Here is a 26994-nt window from a genome sequence, read left to right on the forward strand (position 1 = left end):
TCCCCCTTAATTTTTTAATCTAGAGATTCAACTAGCTTAAGTAAGTATTTAAGTTCATTAAAATCTCTTATTGTTATTCTTTCTACCTCTATATCCTGAAAATCCAAATCCTTATATTCTTTTTCTCCCACTATAAATAAAATATCCGGTTTATTTGAGTTTATAGTGGATACTACATCATCACTATATTCAACAAATCTTATTTCAAATTCTGTCCAGTCTGATATTTGGCCTTTGCCAGGAACTAATTTTGCGTCTCTCATAAGTGCATCTTTAAAAAAGGTATTCCCTCTTCTTCCATTTTCATAAGATATTTTCTTTTTATACAATCGTTCTTCCAATCTATATATATCAGTAGAAGACTTATCTAAACTATCTAAACAAAACATAGGTGTTTTGTGTAATTTTATTTTATAATTATATTTACCATTATAATCATAAATAAAATTTATTAAATCATCTTCAAAACCTTCTATTTTATCTGCATCTAATATGAAATATACTGTTTTATTATTATTTTGTAATTTAGAGTTTATCTGATTTCTTCTTCTTTTCATAAATGATTTATACAATTCCAATTCTAAAGTCCATCTAGTTATAGCCGTCTTTTTTTTGTCTTTTATATTATTTATAAAATTTATTTTTTTTACAATTCTATCTTCTTCATTGTGTAAAATACTCAAATCTGCTATCTGCTGTATAGAATTAGGATAAAATAAGTCTTCTACATCTTGTTGTGATAGATTAGATTCTTTGAGTTTTTCTTTTGATTGATTACATATATCTTCAAAACTATCACCTAATCGCATTTCAAACCTGTCTAGAAAAGCTTCCAAACTTATCTTCTTAGTTAATGTACCTAAATTTGCTTTATAATAATCAAATATTTTATTTTTATCATCCGTAGTTTTACTACTTTTATTTACTAATTCTTTTATTTCATCATCTTTGGCTTCAATAATTTTAGAAATATATTTAACTACAAAATCCTTATTATCTGTATTAAGTATCGTTTCAATATCATCTTTATTAAGCGATTTTATTCTTGGTTCTTCTTCACTAAAATAAGCATGAAGTATATACCTAATGTTTTCGACCTGATTTCTAGAATAATGCTCCATCATCTGTAATATTGGCTTATAAATATCCGATAATGTATACTTACCTTTTGTCTCATGGTACTTACATTGTATCGCTGTTATTATATCTTTGGATTTTATATCTATATCCTCAACAATACCTTCTACAGTTATAGTTTCATCGTCTCTTGAATTTAGTATCTCTAGCAATGTTAGATTAAATTGATACAGGAATCCCTTTATTGTATAATCTGCAACTCTACTCATTAAACCTCCAATTTATATATACATAATTAATTCCGTTCTAACTACATTTTATAAGATTTTATATCTTAATACTATTATTTTCCATCATTTTTTCTATTTAATAATTTTTTCTACATTTTTTAATTTTATAATTGTGGCTTTAATCTCTACAATATAAAAATATTATATAATTCTCAATTGATTTTCTGGACATATTAAAAATACTCATATCCATTGGATACGAGTATTCGTGGACTTCAATGGTGGAGATGATTCACTAGAATAATACCCACTATTAATTTTAAACATCTATTGCAGTTATAAAATTTTTTTAAGTTGATTTTTCATATCTATTAGTTCTAATTTATAAATATTTGCAAGCTCCGCTTCTAACATTTGATGAATTGTACTTGCAAATAAATCCTTTAACATGTCTTGAATGTCTGTAGTTGTTTTAACATCGTATTCTTCAATAAGTTTTTTTAATATTTCGTTTTTGTTAAACATAAAAAGTGTGCACCTTCCTTTTATATAGTGATATTTAATATTTTAATTATCACCATTTTTTAGAAGAATACACACTTTATTTTAAAGACCCTTAAAACTGTCTACTAAGTAGGGTTCAGTTCATTTATATGGCAACTACCTTTTTCTAATAAGCATTTAAATCTAAACTCAATATATTTTAAATCTCTATTACATCTAATTAAGTTTTATATATTTACCATTCAAAACTACTTGAAACATAATTTATCTATTATTTAATAAATCATACTTCTTTTTTATATCTCTTGTATCTTCTTACATTCTTCAAAAGAAAATAAATTTCCTATATACCAATATGGCCTAAATCCTGATTCACCATCTCTATTTTTAGCAACAATAATCTCACTTAAATTAGCACCAAAACCTTTTTCTCTTCGTCTCAGCTCTCTTATATCTTCAATTCCTATTGTCTTACAATAATTAAGAGCCTCTTTTTCTGTAGGTCTATGAATATATATAACTGAATTAGAATCCATATATATCTGCTTTGAGTTTCTCATTACTCTATCCCCTTTAGGTCTTTCACCCTTCAATTCATCATTTAATTGAGCAAGCTGAATAACTGGTATATTAAAATCTAAAGTAATCTTTTTTATTTGCCTTGATAAGTCAGCGAATTTAGCTTCTCCTACTTCTTTACCTTCATAATCCAAAATTTGCAAATAATCAATTATTACTAAACTGGGCTTAATATTCTTTATTTCTCTCTTTATTCCTGATACTGTGTTTACAGAGTCATTTATATAAAGATTATTTTCTTGATTTATTATGCTTAAAGCTTGTATATATTTGACTATTTCTTCATCATCTAAGTTTCTATTTTTCATTTTTACAACTGATATTCCAGTCAGTGATGCTATATTTCTAAACAAAATCTGTATATCGCTCATTTCTCCACTTATAAAAAGTACTTTCTTACCTTGAAATATTACATTTCTAAGTATTTGTAAAGCTAGTGCCGTTTTCCCCCTTCCACTTTTAGCTGCTATTGTAGTTAGTTCACCCCCATATAAACCTCCTATAGTCTCATCTAAGAACTTTATTCCAGTCTTAATACCTTCATTTATTTCATCATTTATATATTCGAAAGCTCTCTCTGATATTGCTGTTATACTTGAATCCTTTTTTATTAGTTTTTGATTAGCTTTATTTATATCATTTTCTAACTGATATATAAGAGTATTATCATCTATTTCGCCAAGACTGAATTTATTGAATTTATCAATTATATTTCTATTTTTATATTTTTCAATAACTATACTGACATAACTCGTGAAATTTGATACTGTTGGAACTATTGTTGACAAACTAGTGATATAGCTTATACCTCCAATATTATTCAAATGACCTTTTCTCTTTAATTCTTCTGTAAGAGTTATTATATCTATTACTTCATTTCTCTTGTTTATTTCTTTTATAGCATTAAATATGTATTTATGTTCCTCATGATAAAACATGTCTTCATTTAACATTTGCTCTAACTCTTCTACTATTGTTGAGTCTAATAAAATGCTTCCTAATATAGATTGCTCTGCTTCTGTATTTTTAATTAAGTTGTTTGAATTGTTTATAATATAATCTCCTTACCACTTTAATTGTGAGCCATCTGGATTATATACCTTTTCATCTTTATTTAGGTCAGTTTCCTTGCTATGATAATTTCCTTCTAGTATCTTAGTAAAATTACTTGGATTCATTATCCAATCAAAGTTTGCTTTCCATCCTGTATTATTGTTTCCATTTAGAAAACTTGTCTTACTAACTATATTTATAACCTCTAATACAGTTTCTTTATCATATTCTCTTATTCTTGAATTTATTCTCCTCTTTCTTGTATCTGTTAGTTTCTTGACCTTTGAAAGTTCGATACAAGTTGAATTAAATTTACTTATGATTTCACTATATATAATATTATTTTCATTCTTTATATTCTTGATTGTTGTTGATTGATTGTTAATCGTCTGTTGATTAGGTTGTTGATTTTCTATGTTCTCTTGGTAAAGCTCCCAGTTTTCAATAGTTATGACTATATATTTGTTTGTTGTTTCGTATGTTAGAAAACCAGCATTTTTAAAAAACAACAAACAACTTCTAACCATTTGATAACTAACTCCTTTACCACATCTTTCAGCTATTTTGCTATATGAAGAAATAAATTGTCCAGACTTTATTTTTATCTTTTTATTATCTATAAAAACATGATTTTCTTTATGACTAGCCATAAGTAATAGAGTTATTAATATTACTTTTCTTTCTGGTTTAATATCTTTCCAAATTGATTTATCCAACAACTCCCTATAAAGCTTTATCCACCCTTTATTGCTCAATTGCAAACACCTACTTTAATACTATAACTTGATACCATTTGCATTTTCAATAAACCAATCATCCAATTTGTTTTTTATTATGTATACTCGATTATTTATCCATATACAAGGGAAACCTTTATTTTTAGAGTGACATAACTGCCTAAATTTTGATTCTCCTATAGGATAAAGCTTAGATGCTTCTTTACATGTTATAAGTTCAGCTTTATTTCTTTTCGCATTTTCAATAATTTTATATCCTTGCTTTTTTTCTTGTGCTTCTTCTTCATTCTTTACAATAATATTTAAAGTAGCTTGTAATGTCTTTAAAACTTCTAAATTATTATTCTCTTTCATATTTTACTCCTCCTTACTAAAAAATAATTCTTCTACTGTTGTATCTAAAGCTCTAGATAGTTTAATCATCAAATCATTGCTTGGATTATTAGCCTTACCTGTTTCCAGATTTGACAAATAATATCTTGATATACCAACTCTATCTGCCAGTTCTTGTTGCTTTAAACCTTTTTTAATCCTAAATATTTTTAAATTGATTTCCATACTTTTTCCTCCTTTTCTCTAGTTTACATTCGTAAACTTTACATTTTAATTATAATGTCGATATATGTGTACCGTCAATAAGAATATATTATTTTTCTGTTCTCATTTGTGTACTTTTGGGATATACTTTATACGAGGTGATAATATTGCAAATTGGAAAAAACTTAAAAAAGATAAGAAAACAAAAAGAACTAACACAGATTCAACTTGCTGAAATTAGTGGCATCTCAAGAAATGCTCTAATAAATTATGAAAATGATAAAAGAATACCTAGTATAGATACCTTATCAAAACTCGCTAAAGCTTTGAAAATTGAAAAGACTATCTTTTATTTTGATATTGAAAATGAAGTAATGACTAATGAAGATATTTTATACTTTTTACAGTCTTTATTCCCAGAAGAATACTATTCTTTTGATGAATTTTTAAATGCTATTTCAAATCTTATGGAAGATAATGATATTAGGATTACCTCAAGTTTATTGCTAGGTGCTTGGTCTGATAAAGACCAATATTATAAACTTGGTGAAAAATTAGAACTAAATGAAAATCAAGTTTATAATTGGATACTTTCAGATTGTATATCTAATACTGAATTAGATTTTTCATTACATCCTGATGATATAAAAGAAATTATTAAAAATGATGTTCTTACAAAACAATCAATTGATGAATTATTAGATATTGGTCTATCAGAAGAAAATATAGAAATAATTTATGATTACTTTAGTGACTCAACAGATAATGGAAGTAATATTCGACTAAAAAAATTAATATCTCAAAAAGAAAATATTACTATTAAAAATAATGATTACTTTAAATTATTACAAGAAAATAACGAATTAAAGGAAAAAAATGAAAAGCTTGAAAATACACTTAAAGAAATAAAAAAACTACTAACTAAAATATAAAATAATATCAATACTATCTAAAGCAATGATAAAGAACTACAAATGGAGTTAAAATTATAAATAAATCATAGATGCTAAAATACACATATAAATACCCTACTAATTTATTTCATGGAGATAAAAGATATACTCTAACATACATTAAAAGAATTATGAGTGATTTAGTATATTATATGGATAATCTAGAAAATAACTCCTTTACATGTTTAAGTACAATCATTGTTTGATGATATATTTAAGGTGAAATTATGATGAATAATACAATCGGAGAAAAGATTAAACAATATAGGAAATCGATAAATATGTCAAGGGGTGAGCTAGCCAACAAGATTGGTTGTTCAGTTCATGCTATAGCTAAATATGAGCAAAATCAAAGAATACCTAGTCTAGATATGATAAGAAAAATATCTACCGCTTTATCAACTGCCATAAATAAACTCATTGTTGAAGAAAATGATTTAGATACTTTAACAAATAATAATATTAATTTAAAAGTATTTGATAAAGAGTTGGATTTAGTAGTTCACATATTAGAAAATTATGGTTATGATATAAAAACAGACTATAAAAAAAAGTTTGAAATTACAGATAATGCAGATACAATAAAACCAATTAACCTAAACTTCTCTGACTTCAAAGACTTCTCCAAAAATCTAAATTGGGTGATAAATGGTCTTGTTGAAAATTTTATACAAGAAAACTCTAATAGTCTTATTGAAGATGAGGATGAAGAATATTAATATTACACATTTTCAAAATATGGGTTTACCTATTAACTTTTATACATTCATAGTTAATAAATAAAAATTAGATATGAAAGGAGCTAAAATCATGAATAAATCATATATACCAAAATACATATATAAATTCCCTACTAACCTACCTCATGGAGATAAAAAATATACTTTAACATACATTAGAAGAATGATAAGTGAATTTGTGTATGATATGGGTAACCTAGAAAATAACCCATTTACATTCCCAGAAGTACAAACATTACTTGATGGTATAACAGTAGGTGGACATAAATTAAGTGACCAAAATCAAATACTAAATATAAAATCATCATGGGATTATATAATAAAATTAAGTAACAAAGAAAACTTATCTTTAAATAAAGATACAATTTGCTCTATACATAAAATAGTTGCAAAAGATGAAGCTCTAATTGTTGGAGATTTCAGAAATGGTAATATAGGTATAGCTGGTACTACTCAATATGAGTGCATAGAAGCCACTTTATTAAATGACTTATTCATAAGTGACATAAATATCATAGATAAAATAACAAACCCCTTAGAAAAGTCTATAATAATAAATTTATGGTTGTCCTATTGTCAATTCTTCTATGATGGTAACAAAAGAACTGCTAGACTTACTTCAAACCTAATACTTATAAGTAATGATATAGGAGTTCTATCAATACCAGCTAAACATAAACAAGAGTACAACACATTAATGCTAAACTTCTATGAAACACTAGAAGCTGATGAAGTTATAAAATTCTTATTAGAAAAATGTATTACATTCTTTGATGGGTATAATTATAAATCATATAAGGAGCTGTTTAAAAATGGCAACTAAAAGAGCTAATGGAGAAGGCTCTATCGGAAAATATAAAGATGGTTGGCGTTCCCGTATAATGATTGGTTACAATGAAGATGGGAAACCAATAAGAAAAGAATTTTATGGTAAGACTCAAAAAGAAGTTAAAGATAAATTAGATGCTTATAAAAAACAATCTTATTTAAGTTCTGATATTTCAGATGATAAAATAACTTTAGAACATTGGTTTTACAATTGGTTGTTTGAATATAGAATAAAAGATTTAAAACCCAAGTCATTTGAAAGATATGAAAGCATCTATCGTAATTATATTAAAGATACTGATTTAGGCAATGTTAAGTTAAAGAACTTAAGAGTATCTCACATTCAAAAATATTACAATAGATTGCTTGATTCCAATAAAAACATACCTACTATAAGACAAATAAACACTAAACTGAAAACCTGCTTATCAGAAGCTGAAAAACAAGGTCTTATACAACGTAATTATTGCACTATGGTAAATATACCAGTTGAAAAAAAGGAAAATAAACTTGAAATATTGACTCTTGAACAACAAAAGAGTTTTATAAAAGCTATAGAGGGTCATAAATTAGAGGTATTATTTTTACTTGCTCTTGGTACTGGACTTAGATTAGGAGAATTATTAGGACTTAAATGGTTTGATATTGATTTTAAAAAGTCTAATTTAACAGTTAAAAGAACTCTTCAAAGAACATATTTTATAGATAAAACTGGAAATAGAGAGCTTAAAGTATTAGAACAAGAGCCAAAGACATCAAATTCTTACAGAACTGTGCCTATTCCAAAGGATGTCTTAAATAAATTGAAAGAACATAAAGTAAATCAAAATAGAGATATATTAAAGGCTGGAGAATTATATAGAAATGATAATTATGTATTTTGTAATGAATTAGGTATTCCTATAGATGATAAAAGACCTCTAAGGAATCTAAAGTCTATATTAAACAACTTAAGTATAGAGCCCATAAAATTTCATGGTCTTAGGAAAACTTATGCAACTAGACTTTTTGAGAATGATGTCCCTCCTAAAACTGTACAAGTTTTAATGGGTCATTATGATATATCAATAACTTTAAATATATATACTCAAGTTATGGAAGATAAGAAAGTTGAAGCTGTAGAAAAATTGGATAAAATATTTTCATTTTAGAAGCTATAAATCTATTGGCTCCTTTTTTGACTAAATACTATTCTGTAATTGATATATTTATTATATAAATAATAAAGTAAAAGATACTAGTTTTATAAGCTAGTATCTTTTATATCTATAAATTTTATTTGTAAATATTTAAAACTAATTAAATAATCAATTACAAGTTTAAACTAATTTCATTACTACATAATAAACTTGCTTCATCCCAATCATCTCTAATATCTTCTCTAAAGTATTTATATACCTCTAGAACAAATTCTTCATCCTTAGTATTAGAAGTCCTATTATGAATAAGGTCATCTATTTCATTAACTGTAATCAATGTATTCAGATTTTCTGTACTTATTTTATATCTATAGCCAAATGTACCTATAGACATAATTGTAATATCATATATAAGTCTAATTATAGTCTCTGAATCTATTATATTTTTAATGTAAACCTTAATATCTCTGTCAATATCTTTTAAGGCACGATATAATGCCCATACACCATCTTTATTATAAAATTCTTTATATATATTTATATTATTATCATATATATTTTTTCCAATATATATAAATTTTTCATTAAATTTTATTAATCTCTCTTTTTCAATATCACTTTTTACATATTTATTGCATTTCATCCAATAATTTATACTATCTATTATTATTAACTTTGAATATTCATTTTCCATATCTTCTATATATTTATTAAAGTGAATGTCAGGCATTAATAGCAATATATCAGATATAATCATACTAGCTCTACTTCTGCCACTTAACCCCATAAATTCTCTTGCATCTTCAATCTCATATATATTCGAAAATAGTGCATATGCTAGATAATGTAAATTTTCAACTTTAATATCTCCTATATAATATTGCATAGTTTCAAAAACAGTTTTGTGAGTTTCTTTTGGAAATTTTCTAATTAATAAATATAAATTATCCATAATATTAATTTTATTATCACTATTATTAATTAATTCAATAAAAATATCAATAGCATTACTTATATATATAAAATCATTATCCGTTTGAGCAAAATATAAATCAAAGAATTTCGCACTACAAATACTTTTTTTCTTTTCAATAGACTTATATTCTTCATGGTTAGAAATAATTGCATTTACAGTACATTCTAAATCTTCTCCACATTTATACTTTTTAACATAAGGAAATATCTCTGATAATATACTCTGATACTCTTTATTATTTTCATCGGAGAATAAGTTATCAAAATATACTTTACCTTCTTTATTAAACTGTTGTTTATTAATTAATGAAGAAATTGAATTTAGCCATATTTTATCATGTGATATAAAAAATTGACTATTATTATAGATAGAATTATATAAATTATTATTATACATTTTTATCAATTCTATTATAAAAATTTCTATAATATTTAAATATTTATTGCTTCTATAATTAAAACTAACTACAGAGTTAATAAATCTTTTTAAATCTCTAATATCCTTAATAATAACTCCAAGTTTATTGATTAAAATATCATATTCATTTAAATTTTCTTCTTTTTCTCCATATAAAATAAGTATATTCTTAATACATCTGTCGATAATATTTATCTTTACATCAGATTGTATATTTGGTAATTTCACTTGAAGTTGAACTATTTTTTTTAGATAATCATAATCTATTTTCAATTCATCTTGCATAATATTTTTCATATTTTCACCATCAAATGCAAGTATATATGTTACATAATCAAAATCAAGTATATTATTAACCAATTTAAAAAGCAGCGTAATATTTTCCTTTTCTATTCTATCAATATTATCAATAATAAAAACAACCTTTTTATTGCTTAATTGAAGATAATTATTAATCATTTTTTTAATTTTATTTATTTCAGAAAAGCTCTCTTCATTATACAATCCTAATGCTCTAATTTTTTTTCTATCCTCATCTGTAAATAATACTCCATACAAACTATCTATAATTTTTTTTGATTGAGTTGCACTAAATTTTATCCCTGATTTTTTTAGAAGGATATCAAACATTCCTCTAAACATACTACTATTATCATCAAAAGACCAGGGATCAAAATCATCTATTATAATTGTGTCTAAATTATTTTCTTTAATCTTATTTTTTACAATATTTAGAACTGTAGTTTTTCCACTTCCCCAGGGTCCTTCTAAACTTATGATAAATTTTCTCTGTGGATTACAATTAGTTATAATATTATATAAATTATTAATAAATCTATCTCGATCTAATAAATCATAATCCACATATTCTTCACTAACTAATATAAATTCATTATTTTCAGTTATACATCCATCATACAAGTCTTTTAAGCTATAAATATTAGATTTTTTATCTAAAGCTTTAATTAATTTATTAAAAGAAGTAATTCTGTATATTAATAGAACAGCCAATATAAAAATAAATATAATTGATACATAAACTCTATATGTAACTTCCTTAAATGTTAATAAAGATATAACCGAAAATGTAAAAAGTATGATTATCGAAAAAATTAATATCATATCAATATCATTAACTATTTTTATTTTTAATGAATTTAATAAACCAAAATCAAATAAGCTTACTAAAATGAAAATTCCCATAAGTATGTATATCTCTTTGTTAAAACCAAAACTAATTACTTTAGATAATATATTATTTTTATCAACTACTAATAAAATAATATTTACAATAATTGACCACCTAATAATTCCTGTTACATTATATACATTTTTAAAATCAAATAAATATTTTTTCATTTCTCCCCCTTTTGCAAAATATATTACATGAAACATAAAATTATTTTTAATAGTTTTGTAACACATGTATTTTACTTTTTAAACATAATCATGCTACAATATCTTTCTAATTAATACTCCATAAAGAAATTGTATATATTCTCATCTATTAAGTTAATAGTAGCACTACTTATAACTTAATTAATTTTCATTCTCTTATTATTCTATAATCTATAAAATCCATATTTGAAATATTTAAATATATTGTTTTATATTTCTTTATAGGTCTACTATATATATAAAATATAATTTGTTTTTCATTGTCAGAAACTAAGCCTTCTAGCTCATTCCTTATTTTCTCACTTCTATAATATCTATCTATAGTTTCTTTTTTTATGCAAATTATAGTCTGCATTTCTTCGTCTTTAAAACTTTTTTTTAAAAAAATTACAAATTCATTTTTATTATTTTTTGATTTAAAAATTTTTCCAATACCAAAATAGATTCTATTATATGACTCAATATTCTCATAATTTATATCAGCAATGTTTATAAACATACTTTTATAACTAATTTTAAAATTATTTATATTAATAAAAAAAGAATCTAATAAGCTCTCAGATTTATACTTTTCAAACTTAGAGATTAAAGGTTTAATTGAATAAAAACTTGAGCTTCTAGAACCATTCTCAATATATTGCTTTTTTAAGTTTTCTTTTACTTCTTTTTTATTTTTCTTCTTAACACCATCATTAGATTTCTTAACATAATTATCTGTTTTTGGTCTATTAAACATAAGTATATCCACTTTATTATTTATATACTTCATAGGTTTATTCTGTCTATTTATAGCTTTACTATCTTTTACTTCTTTAAACGCTTTAATCATCTCACATTCTTTACTATGTTCACCATAGTATTTAAAGTATGGTATTCTCTTCATCTCAGATTTTTTTTTATCAATATTTACACATGTTATTTGAGCACTGCAATTAGAATCTGTACATTCAAATGCTCTTTTATCTTTGATATAACCATTCCAAAATAACTCATATGCCTTTTCAGCATCTATTACATCTTCAAATTCTAAACTATATGCTTCCTCTATTTTACTCACATAAGACCTCCTTATAAATTAGATATTTGATAATAAAATGATTCTCTTAGTAATACTATTTAGGTATATTTTACCATTTTAATGAAGTATTTGGTATACACATAAAATTTATTATTATTTGTTCAAAATACAACCTTAGAATTTTAAATAAAAAAATATATCTTCACAAATAAATTACATCTTTTCTAAACTATCTTTATTTCTATAAAACTTAATAATATATCTTCAAAAAAACCTCTTTTTCTGTGGTTGGGGTACGGTTGGTGGATTTCATAACCAAATTAAAAAACACTAGTCAATAAAGACTAGTATTTCCAAGTATTTCATCATTCTTTTTTCAAAATTGGTGGAGACGAGGGGAGTCGAACCCCTGTCCGTAAGTCTTTTCCTCGCTGCATCTACATGCTTAGCCAACTTCACTAGTATCTCGCCTCACATAACGCCAAGTGGCAGGCTTTATGCTTAGCCAGTCCCAATTAATCTACTTTAAGTCGAGACACCCTTAAAGTAGTTCCCTGCATAATGACGTCCAGTCTTAGTCGGCAGGAGGACTAAGAGGGACGAGCAGCAACTAGGCTGCTATCGCGAAATTATCGTCTGCGTTTATTTTAAAGTTCCCCAGTTTTTACGTGACCCAGAGTAACACGACATGCAGCCTCAAGTTCCAAACCCACGTCGAAACCTTTACGCCCCCTTGATTAGTTTATAGTCCAATAGACTCTTCGCAAACTTTATCACCATTTTTATTAAATTTTTAATGTATATATAATATAATACTTTTAAGAATAAAAATCAATGTTATGTTCTAGATAATAAAGAATTTTATTCTAAAAAATACAATTTTATCTAATTTAATACTTCCCTGTCATTTCTCTTTCTATACGTCTTTGTGCATCTTTCTTAGCCATATCTTGACGCTTATCATATAACTTCTTACCTTTTGCTAAAGCAATTTCTACTTTAACTTTACCATTTTTTAAATATAAACTAAGTGGTATAAGTGAATACCCCTTTATAGTGGTTGCTCCAATAAGTTTTCTTATCTCATGCTTATGAAGCAATAATTTTCTAACTCTTAAAGAATCAACATTGAATATATTTCCTTGCTCATATGGACTTATATGAACTTGTTTCAAAAATACTTCACTATTATCTACAGATGCATATCCATCACTTAAGTTAACTTTACCTTGTCTTATTGATTTTACTTCTGTTCCTTTTAATTCAATTCCACATTCATAAGTCTCTTCTATAAAATATTCATGTCTTGCTCTTTTATTTGTTGCTAATATTTTCTTACCAGCCATATAAATCTCACCTTCTTTGCTAGAAATTTCTTCAATCGATATTAAGAATCTGCTAAATTTTTCATGCAATTAAATCATTTGACTAAGCTGTATAATAACATATTTAGGGATTTTAGTCAAGATTACACTAATATATTAAATTTCTTAAACAATATGATAAATAATTAGGCAAAATAAATAACAAACCATATTAGATACATTCAATATCAAGCTAAATTTTATCTTTTATCTTTTATCTTTAAATAATTTTAACATACCCATAAAATATAATACCCACAAATAATAAATAATACTCAAAACATCCACTTAAATAGTCATGCATCCTTAAACTATCATATTTCAACTACAGCTATCTTGAAAATTTCTTAAAAATTTGACGATAAAGTAGCCATTTTTCCAAAAAAAATGTAATATATAATTATATCTTGTAATATTTTAGAGATAAATCTTAACATAGTAGGGAGAAATTTGTATGGATTTAAGCAAAAAAGTAAGAATTTTAGAAAATGCATCAGATGGGAAAAGTGAATTTGAGATATTAGAATTTGAAAAGCTTGAAGGTGCTTCTAGCCCAATGATGGCAATGGGATTATATTTTGCTAGAGAAGCTGGCCTAAGAGCTAGACAAATTAAGATAAAGTTAAATAATTCGTCAATAAAAACAGAAGCTGGTGCATTATATTATTATAAAGGGAGTATCTCTTCTGAAACTAAAATTGGTGGCGTTGGAGGTCTTTTCAAAAAAGGAATATCAGGAGCACTTACTAATGAATCGATGATGAAACCTGTATATAAAGGTACTGGCGAAGTTTACTTAGAACCTTCTTTTAGACATTATTTATTTATGAGTCTTGATAATGATTCTATAATTGTTGATAAAGGATTATTCTATTGTTGCTCTGATACAATAGAAGTAAAAGCATTTACACAAAAGAACTTCTCATCTGCTTTACTTGGTGGTGAAGGTTTCTTCCAAATAGAATTAAGTGGTACTGGTGTAATTGTTCTAGAATGTGTTGTACCTCAAAGCGAAATTGTAGAATATGAATTGAAGAATGGGGAAGAATTAAAGGTAGATGGTAACTTTGCAATAGCAAGAACATCTGGAGTTAATTTCTCTGTTACAAAATCAGACAAGTCTTTAATTGGTTCTGCTTTAAATGGTGAAGGTTTCTTAAATACATTCACTGGTAACGGTACAGTTTGGCTAGCTCCAACTCAAGTAATGTATGAAAAATTAAGCTTTGGTTCAATGCCTACTAATGATAATATGAATAACAAAGTTTCTAAACAAAAATAGTAATTTTATAAATATTTATTAAATCATTATGAAATTTATAAAATTATTATAGGCTTTATTGGACTATTATTGTAAAATTACTATAGAATTTGAGAATGTATATAGATTTGTGTAAATATATATTTTTGCTATTAAATATTACTGGAAACTTTCAATTCTAGTAATATTTTTTTATTATCAGGAAATACTAATAATGGTATTTTATACACATTTATTGTATGTTAAATTTAGGTTTTTATACACTAAATGTACCATTTTTCAAAAAAATTATATTATATAATTTTTAGGAATTCTATCTCCAAACATTATTGTAAGTTGACCTAATGTAGCTGACCAATTTTGATTTGGAGAGTTCCATTTCTCAATAATTTTCATAGTCGATAGGTATAATGATTTTCTAAGTGACTCATCTGTAGGAAATACTGTTCTGACTTTAGTATATTTTCTAAGTTGCCTATTAAAACCTTCCAGTGCATTTGTAGTATATATAATTCTTCTAATATCTTCTGGGTATGCAAAGAATGTTGATAAATTACTCCAATTATTATACCAAGAATCTATTACTACTGAATATTTTTGATACCATTTTTCCTTCAAGGAATCCAAGTTCAAGAGTGCTGTTTCTTCATTAAATGCCTTGTAAACTGATTTTAAATCTTTCATAAATTCTTTTTGGTCTTTTGATGCTATATATTTAAAACTATTTCTAATTTGATGAACTATACAGGTTTGTATACTTACATCTGGATATACCGTTTTTATTGCTTCTGGAAGTCCTTTTAGACCATCCATACAGGCAATCAATATGTCTTCAAGTCCTCTATTTCTAAGGTCATTGCAGACTGATAACCAAAACTTAGCACCTTCAGCTTCACCTATCCAAATACCTAGAATATCTTTTTTTCCAGTCATATCTAAAGCCATACATATATATGCAGCTTTAGAAACTATTTTATTATCATCTCTTACCTTAAAATGCATAGCATCCATATATACAATTGGATAAACTGATTCTAAAGTTCTACTTTGCCATTCGGCGGCAGCCTCCACAACCTTGTCGGTTATTTTAGATATCATTGATGGTGATACATCTATTCCATACAGCTCTTCCATTTCTGATTGAATATCTCTTACACTCATGCCACATGCATAGAGACCAATTATTTTTTTATCTAGTTCATTGCAAACCGTTTCATATTTTTTTACAACCTTCGGCTCAAACTCAGCATTTCTATCTCTTGGTATATCTAAATTTACCTCTCCAAAACTGCTACTTACATTTTTAGAACTATATCCATTTCGATAATTTTTATCACACATATCTTTTCTTTTATATTTATTTCTACCTAAATGCTCCTCCATTTCTGCATCTAATAGTTGCTGAATAACATCTTTGAATAATTTTTGCATAAGGCCATTTTTCCCAACCACATCTTCCATTGTCTTGCATTTTTTAACTTCTGTTTGATAATCAACATCTGGAACAATTATATCTTTCATTTTCAAAACCTCCAAAATTTTTTATATGAATATTATTCCAAATTTACCAATTTTGTATACCAAAAAGACTATAGGTAAATTTGTTTTTACACAAATCTACTTACAGCCCCTAGAATTATTAAACTATTATTGTAAAATCACTATGAAATTTATAAAATTACTATAGGTTTTATTAAACTATTATTGTGAAATCACTATAAAATATAAATTTGAGAGCTTTTAATAAAATTCAGTATATATATGTATTTTTATACTAATAGATATATACATCTACTTACAGCCCCACATACATAAATATCAACTTATAATTTATACATATAAAAATAAACTCATCTATTATAAATGTGTTTTTGCATTTATACTATCCTTATTTTATCTAAAGCTCTCATTTTATCACCTAATCTTCCTTTTTATTGGTTTTATCAATAGAGATATGATTATCAATACTACACTTCCAGATATCAACCAATATTTTTCATCAAAATGCTCTTGAATCATATACATTATAAAGAAATTTCCAACATTCTTGTCTTTAGTCATCATATTTAAAACTAATATCCTATAGATATCATATATCTCATGATTTTATTGTTAAATAAGTTAGAGAAAAACATTCCTAAGCTTCCTACAAACATAATTGATTCGAAACTTCCAACAATATACTCAGTTACTGGAAAATCTCCACCTAAATATATTAAAACATTTACAAAACCTATGATTAAAACAGTGATACTTATAATTGACATCAGTATTCTAATTAATTGTACAATAACTTGAGATAATGATTTTGATGCTACTATCTCATCAATTTTCTTTAATTATTCTAGTGAAAATATAGGCACCAACATTATTATTCCTACTATTGCAACATAATTTTCTAAACATATAGCTGCTGAAATTCTGTCTAAATTAGCTACTCCTTGTATTAGAGTAATCAAACATAACAATATAATTGAACATGTCAAATTAATTAAAGTGCTTAATTTAAAGTTTTCTCTTATTAAAATTAAACAGCTTTGAAAACTTTGACCCAACATCAAGATTCGCCCTTCTTTTTTGCTCATACAAAAATATAGTATATAGCTAAAAAAATTATTGAGTACTATAAATAAGTTTCAAAAACATAATCGATTTACATGATATAAAATATGGTATCATCATCTCCTCCAAATGGACAACCAGTTAAAGTAAAGTGAATAGCATGCCATGTTCATGCTTTATCAATATTAATAGTATTATTTTTATGTACATCTTCAAAAACAAAATCTTATAGGTTTCCTTCTGCTTGTTGTAATTTCAAAACATTTTCTTCAATTATTCTAATATAATATCATACCCATAATTCCATTCCTCCTAAGTAGTATTTGGTATAATTTTAACACTAAATTTATATAAAGTAATACATTACTATAAACTAAATAAAACAAAATTTATGTAAAACAAAAAAATAAGTGTATCTTAAATTTTAAATGATACACTTATTTTGTAATAAAAATCTATCTTTTAGATATCTGTTTTTCATTAAATATTTTTAGACTATCTATTTTAATTAAGTATTTTTAGATTATCTATTTCCATTAAATATTCTTCAACTGTTTATTTTCATTGAGTATTATAAATTTAGTTATACCATAAATACTATAACTTCTCATATCTGTTTTAGATGTTTTACTTATTCTTCTATCTTTTCAACTATTTCAAAATCAATTTCTTTAAAGTCTACATTTACATTCTCAACTTTTATCTTAACCAAATCACCTATCTTATATGACTTCTTAGTTCTTTCTCCTAAAACACTATAAGAACTCTCATCATAAATATAGTAATCATCATTCATATTTGCAAGTCTTATCAATCCTTCTATAGTATTCTCCAACTCAACAAATATTCCAAATGAAGTTACACTAGATACAACACCTTCAAACTCTTGACCAACTTTATCCTTCATATAAAGAGCCTTATAGAAATCATGTACATCCCTTTCAGCTAACTCTGCTTTTCTTTCTTTTTCAGATGACTGAACAGATGCATAATCAACTATAGTAGTAAGCTGTTCCTGTCTCTTTCCACTTATCTTATTATTTAAAGATTCTTTTATTATTCTATGAATTTGAAGGTCAGGATATCTTCTTATTGGTGAAGTAAAATGGCAGTAGAATTTAGCTGCTAATCCAAAGTGTCCACTACATTCTGGTGAATACTTAGCTTGTTTTAAAGAGCGAAGCATTATAGTACTTATAGCACCTTCTTCTTTTTTGCCCTTTATATTCTCTATTATTCCTTGTAGTACTTTTGGATGAACTTCTTCCTTATCACCCTTTATTATATATCCAAATGTAGATATAAATTTACTTAATTCTTCCATTTTTTCCAAAGATGGGGTCTCATGTATTCTATATACAAATGGTACTCCCATCCAATAAAAATGTTCAGCAATTGTCTCATTACTTATAAGCATAAATTCTTCTATTATTTTATTAGATATTCTTCTTTCATATGGCTTTATGTCTACAACTTCACCTTTTCCATTTAAAATTATCTTTGCTTCTGGGAAATTGAAATCTATAGCTCCTCTTTTTTCCCTTCTTGACATAAGAATTCTAGCTAAAGTTTCAGCATTCTTAAACTCTTCAACAACATGTTCAAAAGTCTTTTTAAGTTTTTCGTCATCCTTCTCCAATATGTCAGATACTTCTGTATAAGTCATTCTAGCTTTTGAATTTATTATAGATTCACATATTTCATGTTTAACCACATTCCCTTTATGGTCTATTTCCATAAATATAGAAAGTGTTAACTTATCTTCAAATGGATTTAAACTACATACTCCATTTGAAAGAGTCTTTGGCAACATTGGAATTACTTTATCTACTAAATAAACTGATGTAGCTCTTTTTAAAGCCTCTTTATCCAGTTTATTTTTTTCTCTTACATAATGTGTAACGTCAGCTATGTGAACTCCTAATTTGAAATTTCCATTAGATAGTACTTCTATTGATATGGCATCATCTAAATCTTTTGCGTCATCTCCATCTATAGTAAATATATTTAAGTCTCTTAAATCTCTTCTTCTTTTTATCTCTTCTTGAGGAATCTCAACAGCTACAGCTTCAGCTTCTTGTAATACTTTCTTTGGAAATTCTTCTGGAAGACCATGTTCTCTTATTATAGAGTCTATTTCTACGCCTCTTTCACCTTTTTGACCTAGTATCTCTATAATTTTACCTTCTGGTTTTCTATCCTCTTGTGGCCATACTGTAATTTCACATACTACCTTATCATTATCTACTGCTCCACTAAAATGTTTTTTAGGGATATATATATCCTTAGTAAATTTCTTGTTATCTGGTGTTACAAATCCAAAAGTTTTACTTGATTGAAAAGTACCTACTATTCTAGTTATTTCTCTCTTTATGACTTTTACTATTCTTCCTTCAGCTCTCTTTTCTTCAGTTGCAGGTACTACTATTTCTGCCATAACTCTATCGTTATGCATAGCACCATTTATGTTGTCACTTGAGATAAATAAATCCTGTGTATATTCAACATCAGATTCCACAAATCCAAACCCTTTTTTGTGTGATACAAATTTCCCAACAAAGTATCCCATTTGATTTGGAGATATTATTTTCCCTTTCTTAGTAAAGCAGATATAGCCATCTTCTTCTAATTCATTTAAAAAATTATAAAACATTGGCATTTCTGATGAATGTATATCAAATATTTCTGCTAATTCTTCTTTTTTTAAAGGATTATACGCACTTTCATTTATTAATCCTAACAAACTTTCTTTAAGTCCTGGTATCATTTTTTCCTCCTATTTTTACTTTTCATTATATTATTGTTTATATTATCCTTTATATTTCTTGAAACAAAGCTTCTTTATTCCTTGTCACACGGATTTCTATATTCTTTTTATTATTTTTACAAACTAAATTATTTATTTATATTTTCGACTTAATGTAAATTGTATTAAATCAATTCCAAACAAATTATGATGGTTTTTAATCATAAATTATCTGTATAAATGTTGTTATAATTGTTTAAATTACTATTTATCATCTTCTTTATCACCTAATTATACACTATCATATAGGATTGGTAAAATATTCATCTCATATAAGTATTACTATATAATAATTTATTCTATTAGTATACTCAAATCATGTAAAATTTATATAACTCAATTAATTTTTTAAACACAACTTTATAATATAAAACTAATAATAAAAGTAAATTTATATGTTAAATGAGGTTGATTTTTTATTATTTTTTATTTATGCTAGTACTAAAGACTTGCAAACGTTTTTTGACAAGTCTTTATTTTATCTAAATTAAACAAACTCTTTTTTACAAATAAATATACGAAATTTAAACTAATCTACTTATTGGAGGAGATAAAATTGGAAGAAGTAATTGCTAAAATTATTACTATAGAAAACGGCTTTAAAGAAATTGAAAAGATTGCTAAAAAGATTGTAAAAAATAATGACTCAAAAAAATGTTATTATCTATCAATCTACTTATATAGATCAGAATATTATCAAGTAAGAGAATTGGCAGTGTTTATACTTGGTTTTATATCAATAACTATTTCTGAAGCTTTATTGTTTTTAAAAGATAATGTGAGTAAAGATGAAAACTGGAGAGTACAAGAAATACTAGCTAAATCATTTGATTATTATTGCAGTGAAGTAGGATATGAAAAGGCACTTCCTGTTATAAAAGAATGGCTTAATTCTGATAGTCCAAACATAAAAAGAGCTGTGACAGAAGGTCTTAGAATTTGGACCAGTAGAGACTATTTTAAATCTAATCCTGATATTGCTATATCACTACTTTCTAGTTTAAAAGAAGATGATAGCGAATACTTGAGAAAGTCTATAGGTAATGCTCTTAGGGATATAAGTAAAAAATATCCGGATTTAATAAAAAAAGAATTAGATTCATGGGATATTTCAAATAAAAAAATTGAGTTTGTATATAAGCTTGCTTCAAAACGTATATTAGCAAAATAAATTGGAGGTGACCTTATTTGAAACTTCGAGAGAATTAACTTTATGCTAGATAATGGTATGAGAGATATCCTTAAGGAAAATGTTATTTTAAGGTAAATGAATACCCATAAAAAAGTAAGTAATTTACCATTATTTTCAACTAGTATATAATTAAATTATAGATATACTCTATTAACTTATTATATATTTAGGAGGTAAATTATTATGAGAGTAACTAGTACTGGTATAGTAAATGGTATTATAGAAGATAAATATGGTAAAAGAGGAACTCAATTCAATGAAGGTGGTATGCCTACATACTCACTACCTCTAAAGTTTGAAGATGCACCAAAGAATACAGTATCCTTTGCTGTGTTTTTAGAAGACAAAGACTCTGTTCCTGTATGTGGATTTGCATGGATACATTGGTTAGCTACAAATATAACAAGAGATGAGTTAGGTGAAAATGAAAGTATAACAGCTACTGATTTTGTTCAAGGAACTACTAGTTGGCATGGTAAGTTAGGAGGTCTTGATAGATTAGAAGCTAGTGTATATGGTGGTATGGCTCCTCCAGACAGACCTCATGTCTATGAGATACATGTATTTGCACTTGATACTATTCTTGACCTTGAAAAAGGATTCTATATGAATGAATTTTTCAAAGCTATGGATGGACATGTTTTAGACACATTTACATTAAAAGGAAGTTATTCTAATTAATTAGATTGACTGTAGCTAATCATTAATTAAATATCTACATTTGATTAATGATTAGCTTAATTGTTATTAGAGTATTTTTTATATTTTAATTAACAGATTATATTAAATTTTGAAATCTACATAAAATTTAATACTCTAAATGAAATTCAACAATCAATATAAAATTCAACAATCTGCATAAAACTTAATACTCTAAATGAAATTCAACAATCAATACAAAATTCAACAATCTACATAAAATTTAATGCTCTAAATGAAATTCAACAATCAATATAAAATTAGATAATCAATATAAAATTAGATAATCAATATAAATCATATCAGTTTATAAAATTAAATAAATTTATGTTGAGTTTATCAATATGTAAAATCTTAAGGAGTTGTTATGATAAAAAAAATAGACCATGTAATTATTACTACTAATAATATAGAAAATTGTATAAGTTTTTATAAAAAGCTTGGTTTTACATCTAAAGAAATGAATAAAAAATATGAGCTTTATACTGGAGATTTTAAGATAAATGTCCACATAAAAGGTAATGAACTTTCACCATATAGCAAAAACATACAAACAGGTAGTGCTGATTTATGTTTTGAAATAAACAAGAATATTGATGAGACAAAAAAATACTTAAAACAAAATGGTATTCAAATTGAACAAGGAATTGTAGAACGTATAGGAGTTTTTGGTAAAATGAAATCCATTTATTTAAGAAACCCTGATAGAAATTTAATTGAATTATCGAGTTATGGAGAATAGACTTTGGAAAATTTAATTCTATCAGTAAATGTTGTTCTTCCCTTGTTTCTCACAATGTCACTTGGATATGTTCTAAAAAAATTAGGTTTATTTGATGAACATACTTTAAATAAAATGAATAATGTTTGTTTCAAATCTTTTTTGCCATTATTATTATTTTTTAACATATATAACACAGATTTAAATGGCTCTCTTAATTTTAAACTTATGGCCGTGGCTGTTATAATCATTTTTTCAACCTTCTTAATCTTAGTTTTTATTATCCCTAAAATTGAAAAAGATAATAAATTGAGAGGTGCATTAATACAAGGTATATTTCGTAGTAATTTCGTTATATTTGGTATTCCTGTCACAATCTCACTATTTGGTGATAAGAGCATTGGAGTTACATCTTTATTAATTGCAGTCATTGTACCTATGTTCAATGTGTTGTCTGTCGTAATACTTGAAATTTTTAGAGGAGGCAGAGTAAATATAAAACATATGATTAAAGGTATTATAACAAATCCACTTATAATAGCTTCTGCAATAGGTCTTATTATGTTAATTTTAGATGTAAATATTCCTACATTTTTACATAAGACAATTGGCGATATATCTAAAATCGCAACACCTTTATCTCTTATAATTTTAGGGGGGTCCTTTAGTTTTTCTTCTATAAAGGGACATATAAGACCCATTATATTGGGAGTATGTGGAAAACTTGTACTAGTACCTACTATATTCTTGCCAATTAGTATTTTTCTTGGATTTAGAAATGTAGAATTAGCCTCACTTATGATAATGTTGTCTGCTCCAACTGCAGTTTCTTCATTTACAATGGCACAACAGATGGATTCTGATAGTGAACTAGCTGGTCAAATTGTAGTATTTACTTCTGCATTTTCTATAATTACAGTATTTCTAATAATATTTATTTTAAAACAGAATAATCTTATTTAAACTAATCTTATCTAAATATTTGTATTTACTTATTAAATATTCAGATTTACTTATATGATATTTTATAGTTGTATGCTTTTATTTCTACACCATATTTATGATATAAGCCCTAATGAAGATTATTTTATAAGATACTATAAAATCACTATTTATATTTGCAATATACTAGCCACACTATAAAACTTAACTGAAAATACTTGTCCAAATTGTAATAAACTAATTGTCTGGTTTGATAGATATACACATAAATGTAAATAATCAAAGTATCTAACTTAATCTTTAAAATAAAATAGGACTAACAATATAAAATTGTTAGTCCTGTTTTATTTTTTACTTTACATACTTTCATTAAAAACTAAATTTAATTTTTAAATATTTTCCAAATGCACTAATCAAATAATGGCCAGTTATTCAACAATATCATTACTTCTTAACTATAAGTAATGCCAATGCATTTATAAAAAATAATACTGCTGTTATCTTTGTAATTCTAGCAAGAAATGCTTGTTTACCTTTTGGTTTAAAGTAAGCTTGACTTCCTTCTCCACCAAACTCTGAAGGCAAAGCATTCTTTGAATCTTGAGGCATTATGCTAATTACTAGTAAAAGCCCTAGTACTACTTGCACACCCATTAAAATGTTGCTCATTATTGCCCCTCCTATCTATTTATTACTTAAATTTCATTACTCTTTAGTGTATCACAATAACATAGTCATTTCAAGACCATTAAACCATAAATAACAAACAAAACTGATATCTTGTAATTTTATCTTTCAGTTAAAATTTAATCATATCGCTAAGATATTCAATAATACTATTAGGTATTTTATAATACATTTTCATTTCATCATTTCCAGAATTACTCTTTGATACTGCCCAGTATTCATCATCACTATGATATATAATTATTTCCTCATTTACAACTAATTCTTTATCTCTACTTTTTCTATTCGGCTGATATGCTCTTATTACACATATTTTATTTTTTTCAGATAATGGCTCATTTACCTTATCCCAGTTATTTTCTTTTAAGTTATTATAAAAATCAGCTATTTTTTTAGAATCAGTTATACTGACACTATCATCTAAATATTCTATTTCTACTTTTTTTACATTGATTGTTTCAGGAGTATAATTTTCCTCATAATCTTTATCAATATTTTGTTCTTCATCCTCCCGTAACTTTGAAAGTATCTTCTTACCTAATACAGTAGTTAGATTTTTATCAGAGTTTGATGTGGTATTTCCCCACGTAGAAAAAATTTTTTGTTTATCTTGTATATCAGACTTATGCTTAGCAAACGTAATTAAATAATTCCCTGCAGAATTAGGAATTTTATTATAAGTTGTTTCACCTTCTGAGTTGACCTCAACATAAAAATTTTCATCGCTTTTATATAGAGTCTCCAAACTGTAAGAAATATTAGAATCTGTTTCATCTAAAAAAACAGGCTCAGTTATTAATTCATAACTAGCAAATGTATATAATTTTTCATGATTTACAGGTATTTCTTTGGCATAAGTCCATTCATCGATTTCCTTATTTAGAACATAATCAGTAATAATATCATTGTCTGTCGTTTGTCTTATCACATCACCATTAGAATCGGCAACTTCTAATAGTTGTTTTTTATCAATATCAGTATCAGAACCATTATTATTTTCATTTTGGCTACAACCTGTAAATAAGGTTAAAGCGATACAAGAAAGCACAAACATACTCTTTATATATTTTTTCAACGCAATCATCTTCCTTTCAAGTTTTTACTCACCTAATACTTTATATAATACTTTTTAAACATAGATATGTAAACTATAAATATAAAAAAGGATAAGTAAGTTGAAAAATCAACTAAAACTTATCCTTTATAAGAAATCTAAATCTTTTATATTATATCTTTTTAATCTTCAATAACTATTTTTTTAAATTATAGAAAGATTTTAATCCACAGTATCTAGCTTGCTCTCCAACCATTTCTTCTATTCTTAATAATTGGTTGTACTTAGCAACTCTATCAGTTCTTGATGGAGCACCAGTTTTTATTTGACCAGCGTTTACTGCAACAGCTAAATCTGCTATAGTAGAATCTTCAGTTTCTCCTGATCTATGAGATATAACAGCAGTATATCCTGCTCTCTTAGCCATTTCTATAGCATCTAAAGTTTCAGTTATTGTACCTATTTGGTTAACTTTAACTAATATAGAGTTAGCTACTCCATTTTCAATTCCTTTTTCTAATCTCTCTGTATTAGTAACAAATAAGTCATCACCAACTAATTGTAATTTGTTTCCTAATTTTTCAGTTAATAACTTCCATCCATCCCAATCTTCTTCATCTAAACCATCTTCTATAGTTATTATTGGGAAGTTGTTTGACCAATCTTCATATAAAGCAACCATTTCAGCAGCAGTTAACTCTTTTCCTTCTCCTGCTAAAACATATTTTTTAGTATCTTTGTTGTACATTTCTGTAGCAGCAACGTCAAGTCCTAACATAACGTCTTCACCTGGCTTGTATCCAGCTTTTGTTATAGCTTCAACTATTAATTCTAAAGCCTCTCTATTTGAACCTAAGTTTGGAGCGAATCCACCTTCGTCACCTACACCACAAGCTAATCCTTTTTCTCCTAAAACTTTCTTTAATGAATGGAATACCTCTGCTCCCATTCTTAAACCTTCTTTAAAACAACAAGCTCCTACTGGTAATATCATGAACTCTTGAACATCAACGTTATTATCAGCATGCTCTCCACCGTTTAATATGTTCATCATTGGTACTGGTAATTGTTTAGCATTTACTCCACCTAAGTATTGGAATAATGGTAAACCTATTTCATCAGCAGCTGCTCTAGCTACTGCCATTGAAACACCTAATATAGCATTAGCTCCTAATTTACCTTTGTTTGGAGTTCCATCTAATTCTATCATCATTGCATCTATAGCTGGTTGGTCAAATGCATCCATGCCTTCTATTTCTGGTGCTATTATTTCATTTACGTTGGCAACAGCTGTTTCTACACCTTTTCCTAAGTATCTGTCTTTATCTCCATCTCTTAATTCAACAGCTTCAAAAGCTCCTGTAGATGCTCCTGATGGAACTATTGCTCTTCCCATTGCTCCATCTTCTAACACTACTTCAACTTCTACAGTTGGATTTCCTCTTGAGTCTAATACTTCTCTAGCATATACTAATTCAATAACTGACATTTGTATATCTCCCTTCGATTTTCTATTAGTT

22 protein-coding genes, 1 other RNA gene and 2 pseudogenes are annotated in these 26994 nt (G+C 26.1%); 9 read left to right on the plus strand and 16 right to left on the minus strand.

Annotated elements, in window-relative coordinates; genetic code table 11:
- Positions 1–14: 14 nt before the first annotated feature.
- The 6 genes from JJC02_15390 to JJC02_15415 form a co-directional block, all read right to left on the minus strand.
- Positions 15–1346 carry a hypothetical protein gene (locus tag JJC02_15390; protein ID UDN54247.1) on the minus strand — a complete coding sequence of 444 codons (1332 nt, stop codon included), beginning with the start codon at positions 1344–1346 and terminating at the stop codon, positions 15–17.
- Between the two features lie 297 nt (positions 1347–1643).
- Positions 1644–1832 carry a hypothetical protein gene (locus JJC02_15395; GenBank protein UDN56459.1) on the minus strand — a complete coding sequence of 63 codons (189 nt, stop codon included), beginning with the start codon at positions 1830–1832 and terminating at the stop codon, positions 1644–1646.
- 275 nt (positions 1833–2107) lie between these two features.
- Complete coding sequence (locus tag JJC02_15400) at positions 2108–3442, minus strand: AAA family ATPase (GenBank protein UDN56440.1); 1335 nt, start codon at positions 3440–3442, stop codon at positions 2108–2110.
- 12 nt (positions 3443–3454) lie between these two features.
- Entirely contained in the window at positions 3455–4198 is a 744-nt protein-coding gene (locus tag JJC02_15405; protein UDN54248.1) for a hypothetical protein, read from the minus strand.
- Between the two features lie 21 nt (positions 4199–4219).
- Positions 4220–4534 carry a hypothetical protein gene (locus JJC02_15410; GenBank protein UDN54249.1) on the minus strand — a complete coding sequence of 105 codons (315 nt, stop codon included), beginning with the start codon at positions 4532–4534 and terminating at the stop codon, positions 4220–4222.
- 3 nt (positions 4535–4537) lie between these two features.
- Positions 4538–4738, minus strand: a complete 201-nt coding sequence (locus JJC02_15415) for a helix-turn-helix transcriptional regulator (protein ID UDN54250.1) — start codon at positions 4736–4738, stop codon at positions 4538–4540.
- A gap of 146 nt (positions 4739–4884) precedes the next feature.
- On the opposite strand from JJC02_15415, the gene JJC02_15420 reads away from it, so the two are divergent.
- The 4 genes from JJC02_15420 to JJC02_15435 all read left to right on the plus strand — a co-directional run bounded on the left by JJC02_15420 (position 4885) and on the right by JJC02_15435 (position 8389).
- Positions 4885–5649 (plus strand): helix-turn-helix transcriptional regulator, encoded by a 765-nt coding sequence (locus JJC02_15420; protein UDN54251.1) that lies wholly within the window; start codon positions 4885–4887, stop codon positions 5647–5649.
- Between the two features lie 248 nt (positions 5650–5897).
- On the plus strand, positions 5898–6389 hold the full coding sequence (locus JJC02_15425) for a helix-turn-helix domain-containing protein (GenBank protein ID UDN54252.1): 492 nt from the start codon (positions 5898–5900) through the stop codon (positions 6387–6389).
- A gap of 91 nt (positions 6390–6480) precedes the next feature.
- Positions 6481–7233, plus strand: coding sequence for a Fic family protein (locus JJC02_15430; GenBank protein UDN54253.1), 753 nt, complete (start codon positions 6481–6483; stop codon positions 7231–7233).
- A complete protein-coding gene (locus JJC02_15435) occupies positions 7223–8389 on the plus strand; it encodes a site-specific integrase (GenBank protein ID UDN54254.1) in 1167 nt (388 codons plus the stop codon). The genes JJC02_15430 and JJC02_15435 overlap by 11 nt, the downstream gene beginning before the upstream one ends.
- Positions 8390–8549: 160 nt before the next feature.
- Here the strand turns inward: JJC02_15435 and JJC02_15440 are convergent, their stop codons facing one another.
- From JJC02_15440 to smpB, 4 genes are all read right to left on the minus strand, one after another.
- Entirely contained in the window at positions 8550–11129 is a 2580-nt protein-coding gene (locus JJC02_15440; protein ID UDN54255.1) for a hypothetical protein, read from the minus strand.
- A gap of 187 nt (positions 11130–11316) precedes the next feature.
- Positions 11317–12225, minus strand: a complete 909-nt coding sequence (locus JJC02_15445) for a hypothetical protein (protein ID UDN54256.1) — start codon at positions 12223–12225, stop codon at positions 11317–11319.
- A 344-nt stretch (positions 12226–12569) separates the two neighbouring features.
- Positions 12570–12919, minus strand: a transfer-messenger RNA (tmRNA) gene (gene ssrA / locus JJC02_15450).
- A 157-nt stretch (positions 12920–13076) separates the two neighbouring features.
- The gene (gene smpB / locus JJC02_15455; GenBank protein ID UDN56441.1) at positions 13077–13532 is read right to left on the minus strand and encodes an SsrA-binding protein SmpB; all 456 of its coding nucleotides are present in this window, start codon (positions 13530–13532) and stop codon (positions 13077–13079) included.
- A 472-nt stretch (positions 13533–14004) separates the two neighbouring features.
- Here smpB and JJC02_15460 point away from each other — a divergent pair, with 472 nt between their 5' ends.
- Positions 14005–14832 (plus strand): AIM24 family protein, encoded by an 828-nt coding sequence (locus JJC02_15460; GenBank protein ID UDN54257.1) that lies wholly within the window; start codon positions 14005–14007, stop codon positions 14830–14832.
- A gap of 267 nt (positions 14833–15099) precedes the next feature.
- On the opposite strand, the gene JJC02_15465 is transcribed toward JJC02_15460, so the two are convergent.
- The 3 genes and pseudogenes from JJC02_15465 to rnr all read right to left on the minus strand — a co-directional run bounded on the left by JJC02_15465 (position 15100) and on the right by rnr (position 20140).
- Positions 15100–16332: an IS256 family transposase gene (locus JJC02_15465; protein ID UDN54258.1), complete on the minus strand. Its 1233-nt coding sequence runs from the start codon at positions 16330–16332 to the stop codon at positions 15100–15102.
- A gap of 393 nt (positions 16333–16725) precedes the next feature.
- A pseudogene (locus JJC02_15470) lies at positions 16726–17369 on the minus strand (ABC transporter permease).
- 635 nt (positions 17370–18004) lie between these two features.
- Positions 18005–20140 (minus strand): ribonuclease R, encoded by a 2136-nt coding sequence (gene rnr / locus JJC02_15475; GenBank protein ID UDN54259.1) that lies wholly within the window; start codon positions 20138–20140, stop codon positions 18005–18007.
- Between the two features lie 595 nt (positions 20141–20735).
- On the opposite strand from rnr, the gene JJC02_15480 reads away from it, so the two are divergent.
- The 4 genes and pseudogenes from JJC02_15480 to JJC02_15495 all read left to right on the plus strand — a co-directional run bounded on the left by JJC02_15480 (position 20736) and on the right by JJC02_15495 (position 23754).
- Positions 20736–21350, plus strand: a complete 615-nt coding sequence (locus JJC02_15480; protein UDN54260.1) for a DNA alkylation repair protein — start codon at positions 20736–20738, stop codon at positions 21348–21350.
- Positions 21351–21554: 204 nt separating this feature from the next.
- A complete protein-coding gene (locus JJC02_15485; protein UDN54261.1) occupies positions 21555–22052 on the plus strand; it encodes a YbhB/YbcL family Raf kinase inhibitor-like protein in 498 nt (165 codons plus the stop codon).
- Between the two features lie 385 nt (positions 22053–22437).
- Positions 22438–22828, plus strand: a pseudogene (locus JJC02_15490) (VOC family protein).
- Positions 22816–23754 (plus strand): AEC family transporter, encoded by a 939-nt coding sequence (locus JJC02_15495; protein UDN54262.1) that lies wholly within the window; start codon positions 22816–22818, stop codon positions 23752–23754. The pseudogene JJC02_15490 and the gene JJC02_15495 overlap by 13 nt, the downstream one beginning before the upstream one ends.
- Before the next feature lie 423 nt (positions 23755–24177).
- On the opposite strand, the gene secG is transcribed toward JJC02_15495, so the two are convergent.
- The 3 genes from secG to eno all read right to left on the minus strand — a co-directional run bounded on the left by secG (position 24178) and on the right by eno (position 26963).
- On the minus strand, positions 24178–24402 hold the full coding sequence (secG, locus tag JJC02_15500; GenBank protein UDN54263.1) for a preprotein translocase subunit SecG: 225 nt from the start codon (positions 24400–24402) through the stop codon (positions 24178–24180).
- Positions 24403–24532: 130 nt separating this feature from the next.
- Positions 24533–25495, minus strand: coding sequence for a hypothetical protein (locus JJC02_15505; GenBank protein ID UDN54264.1), 963 nt, complete (start codon positions 25493–25495; stop codon positions 24533–24535).
- A 175-nt stretch (positions 25496–25670) separates the two neighbouring features.
- A complete protein-coding gene (gene eno / locus JJC02_15510; GenBank protein ID UDN54265.1) occupies positions 25671–26963 on the minus strand; it encodes a phosphopyruvate hydratase in 1293 nt (430 codons plus the stop codon).
- Between the last annotated feature and the right edge of the window lie 31 nt (positions 26964–26994).

Source organism: Clostridioides sp. ES-S-0054-01, from assembly GCA_021561035.1.
GTDB lineage: Bacteria > Bacillota > Clostridia > Peptostreptococcales > Peptostreptococcaceae > Clostridioides.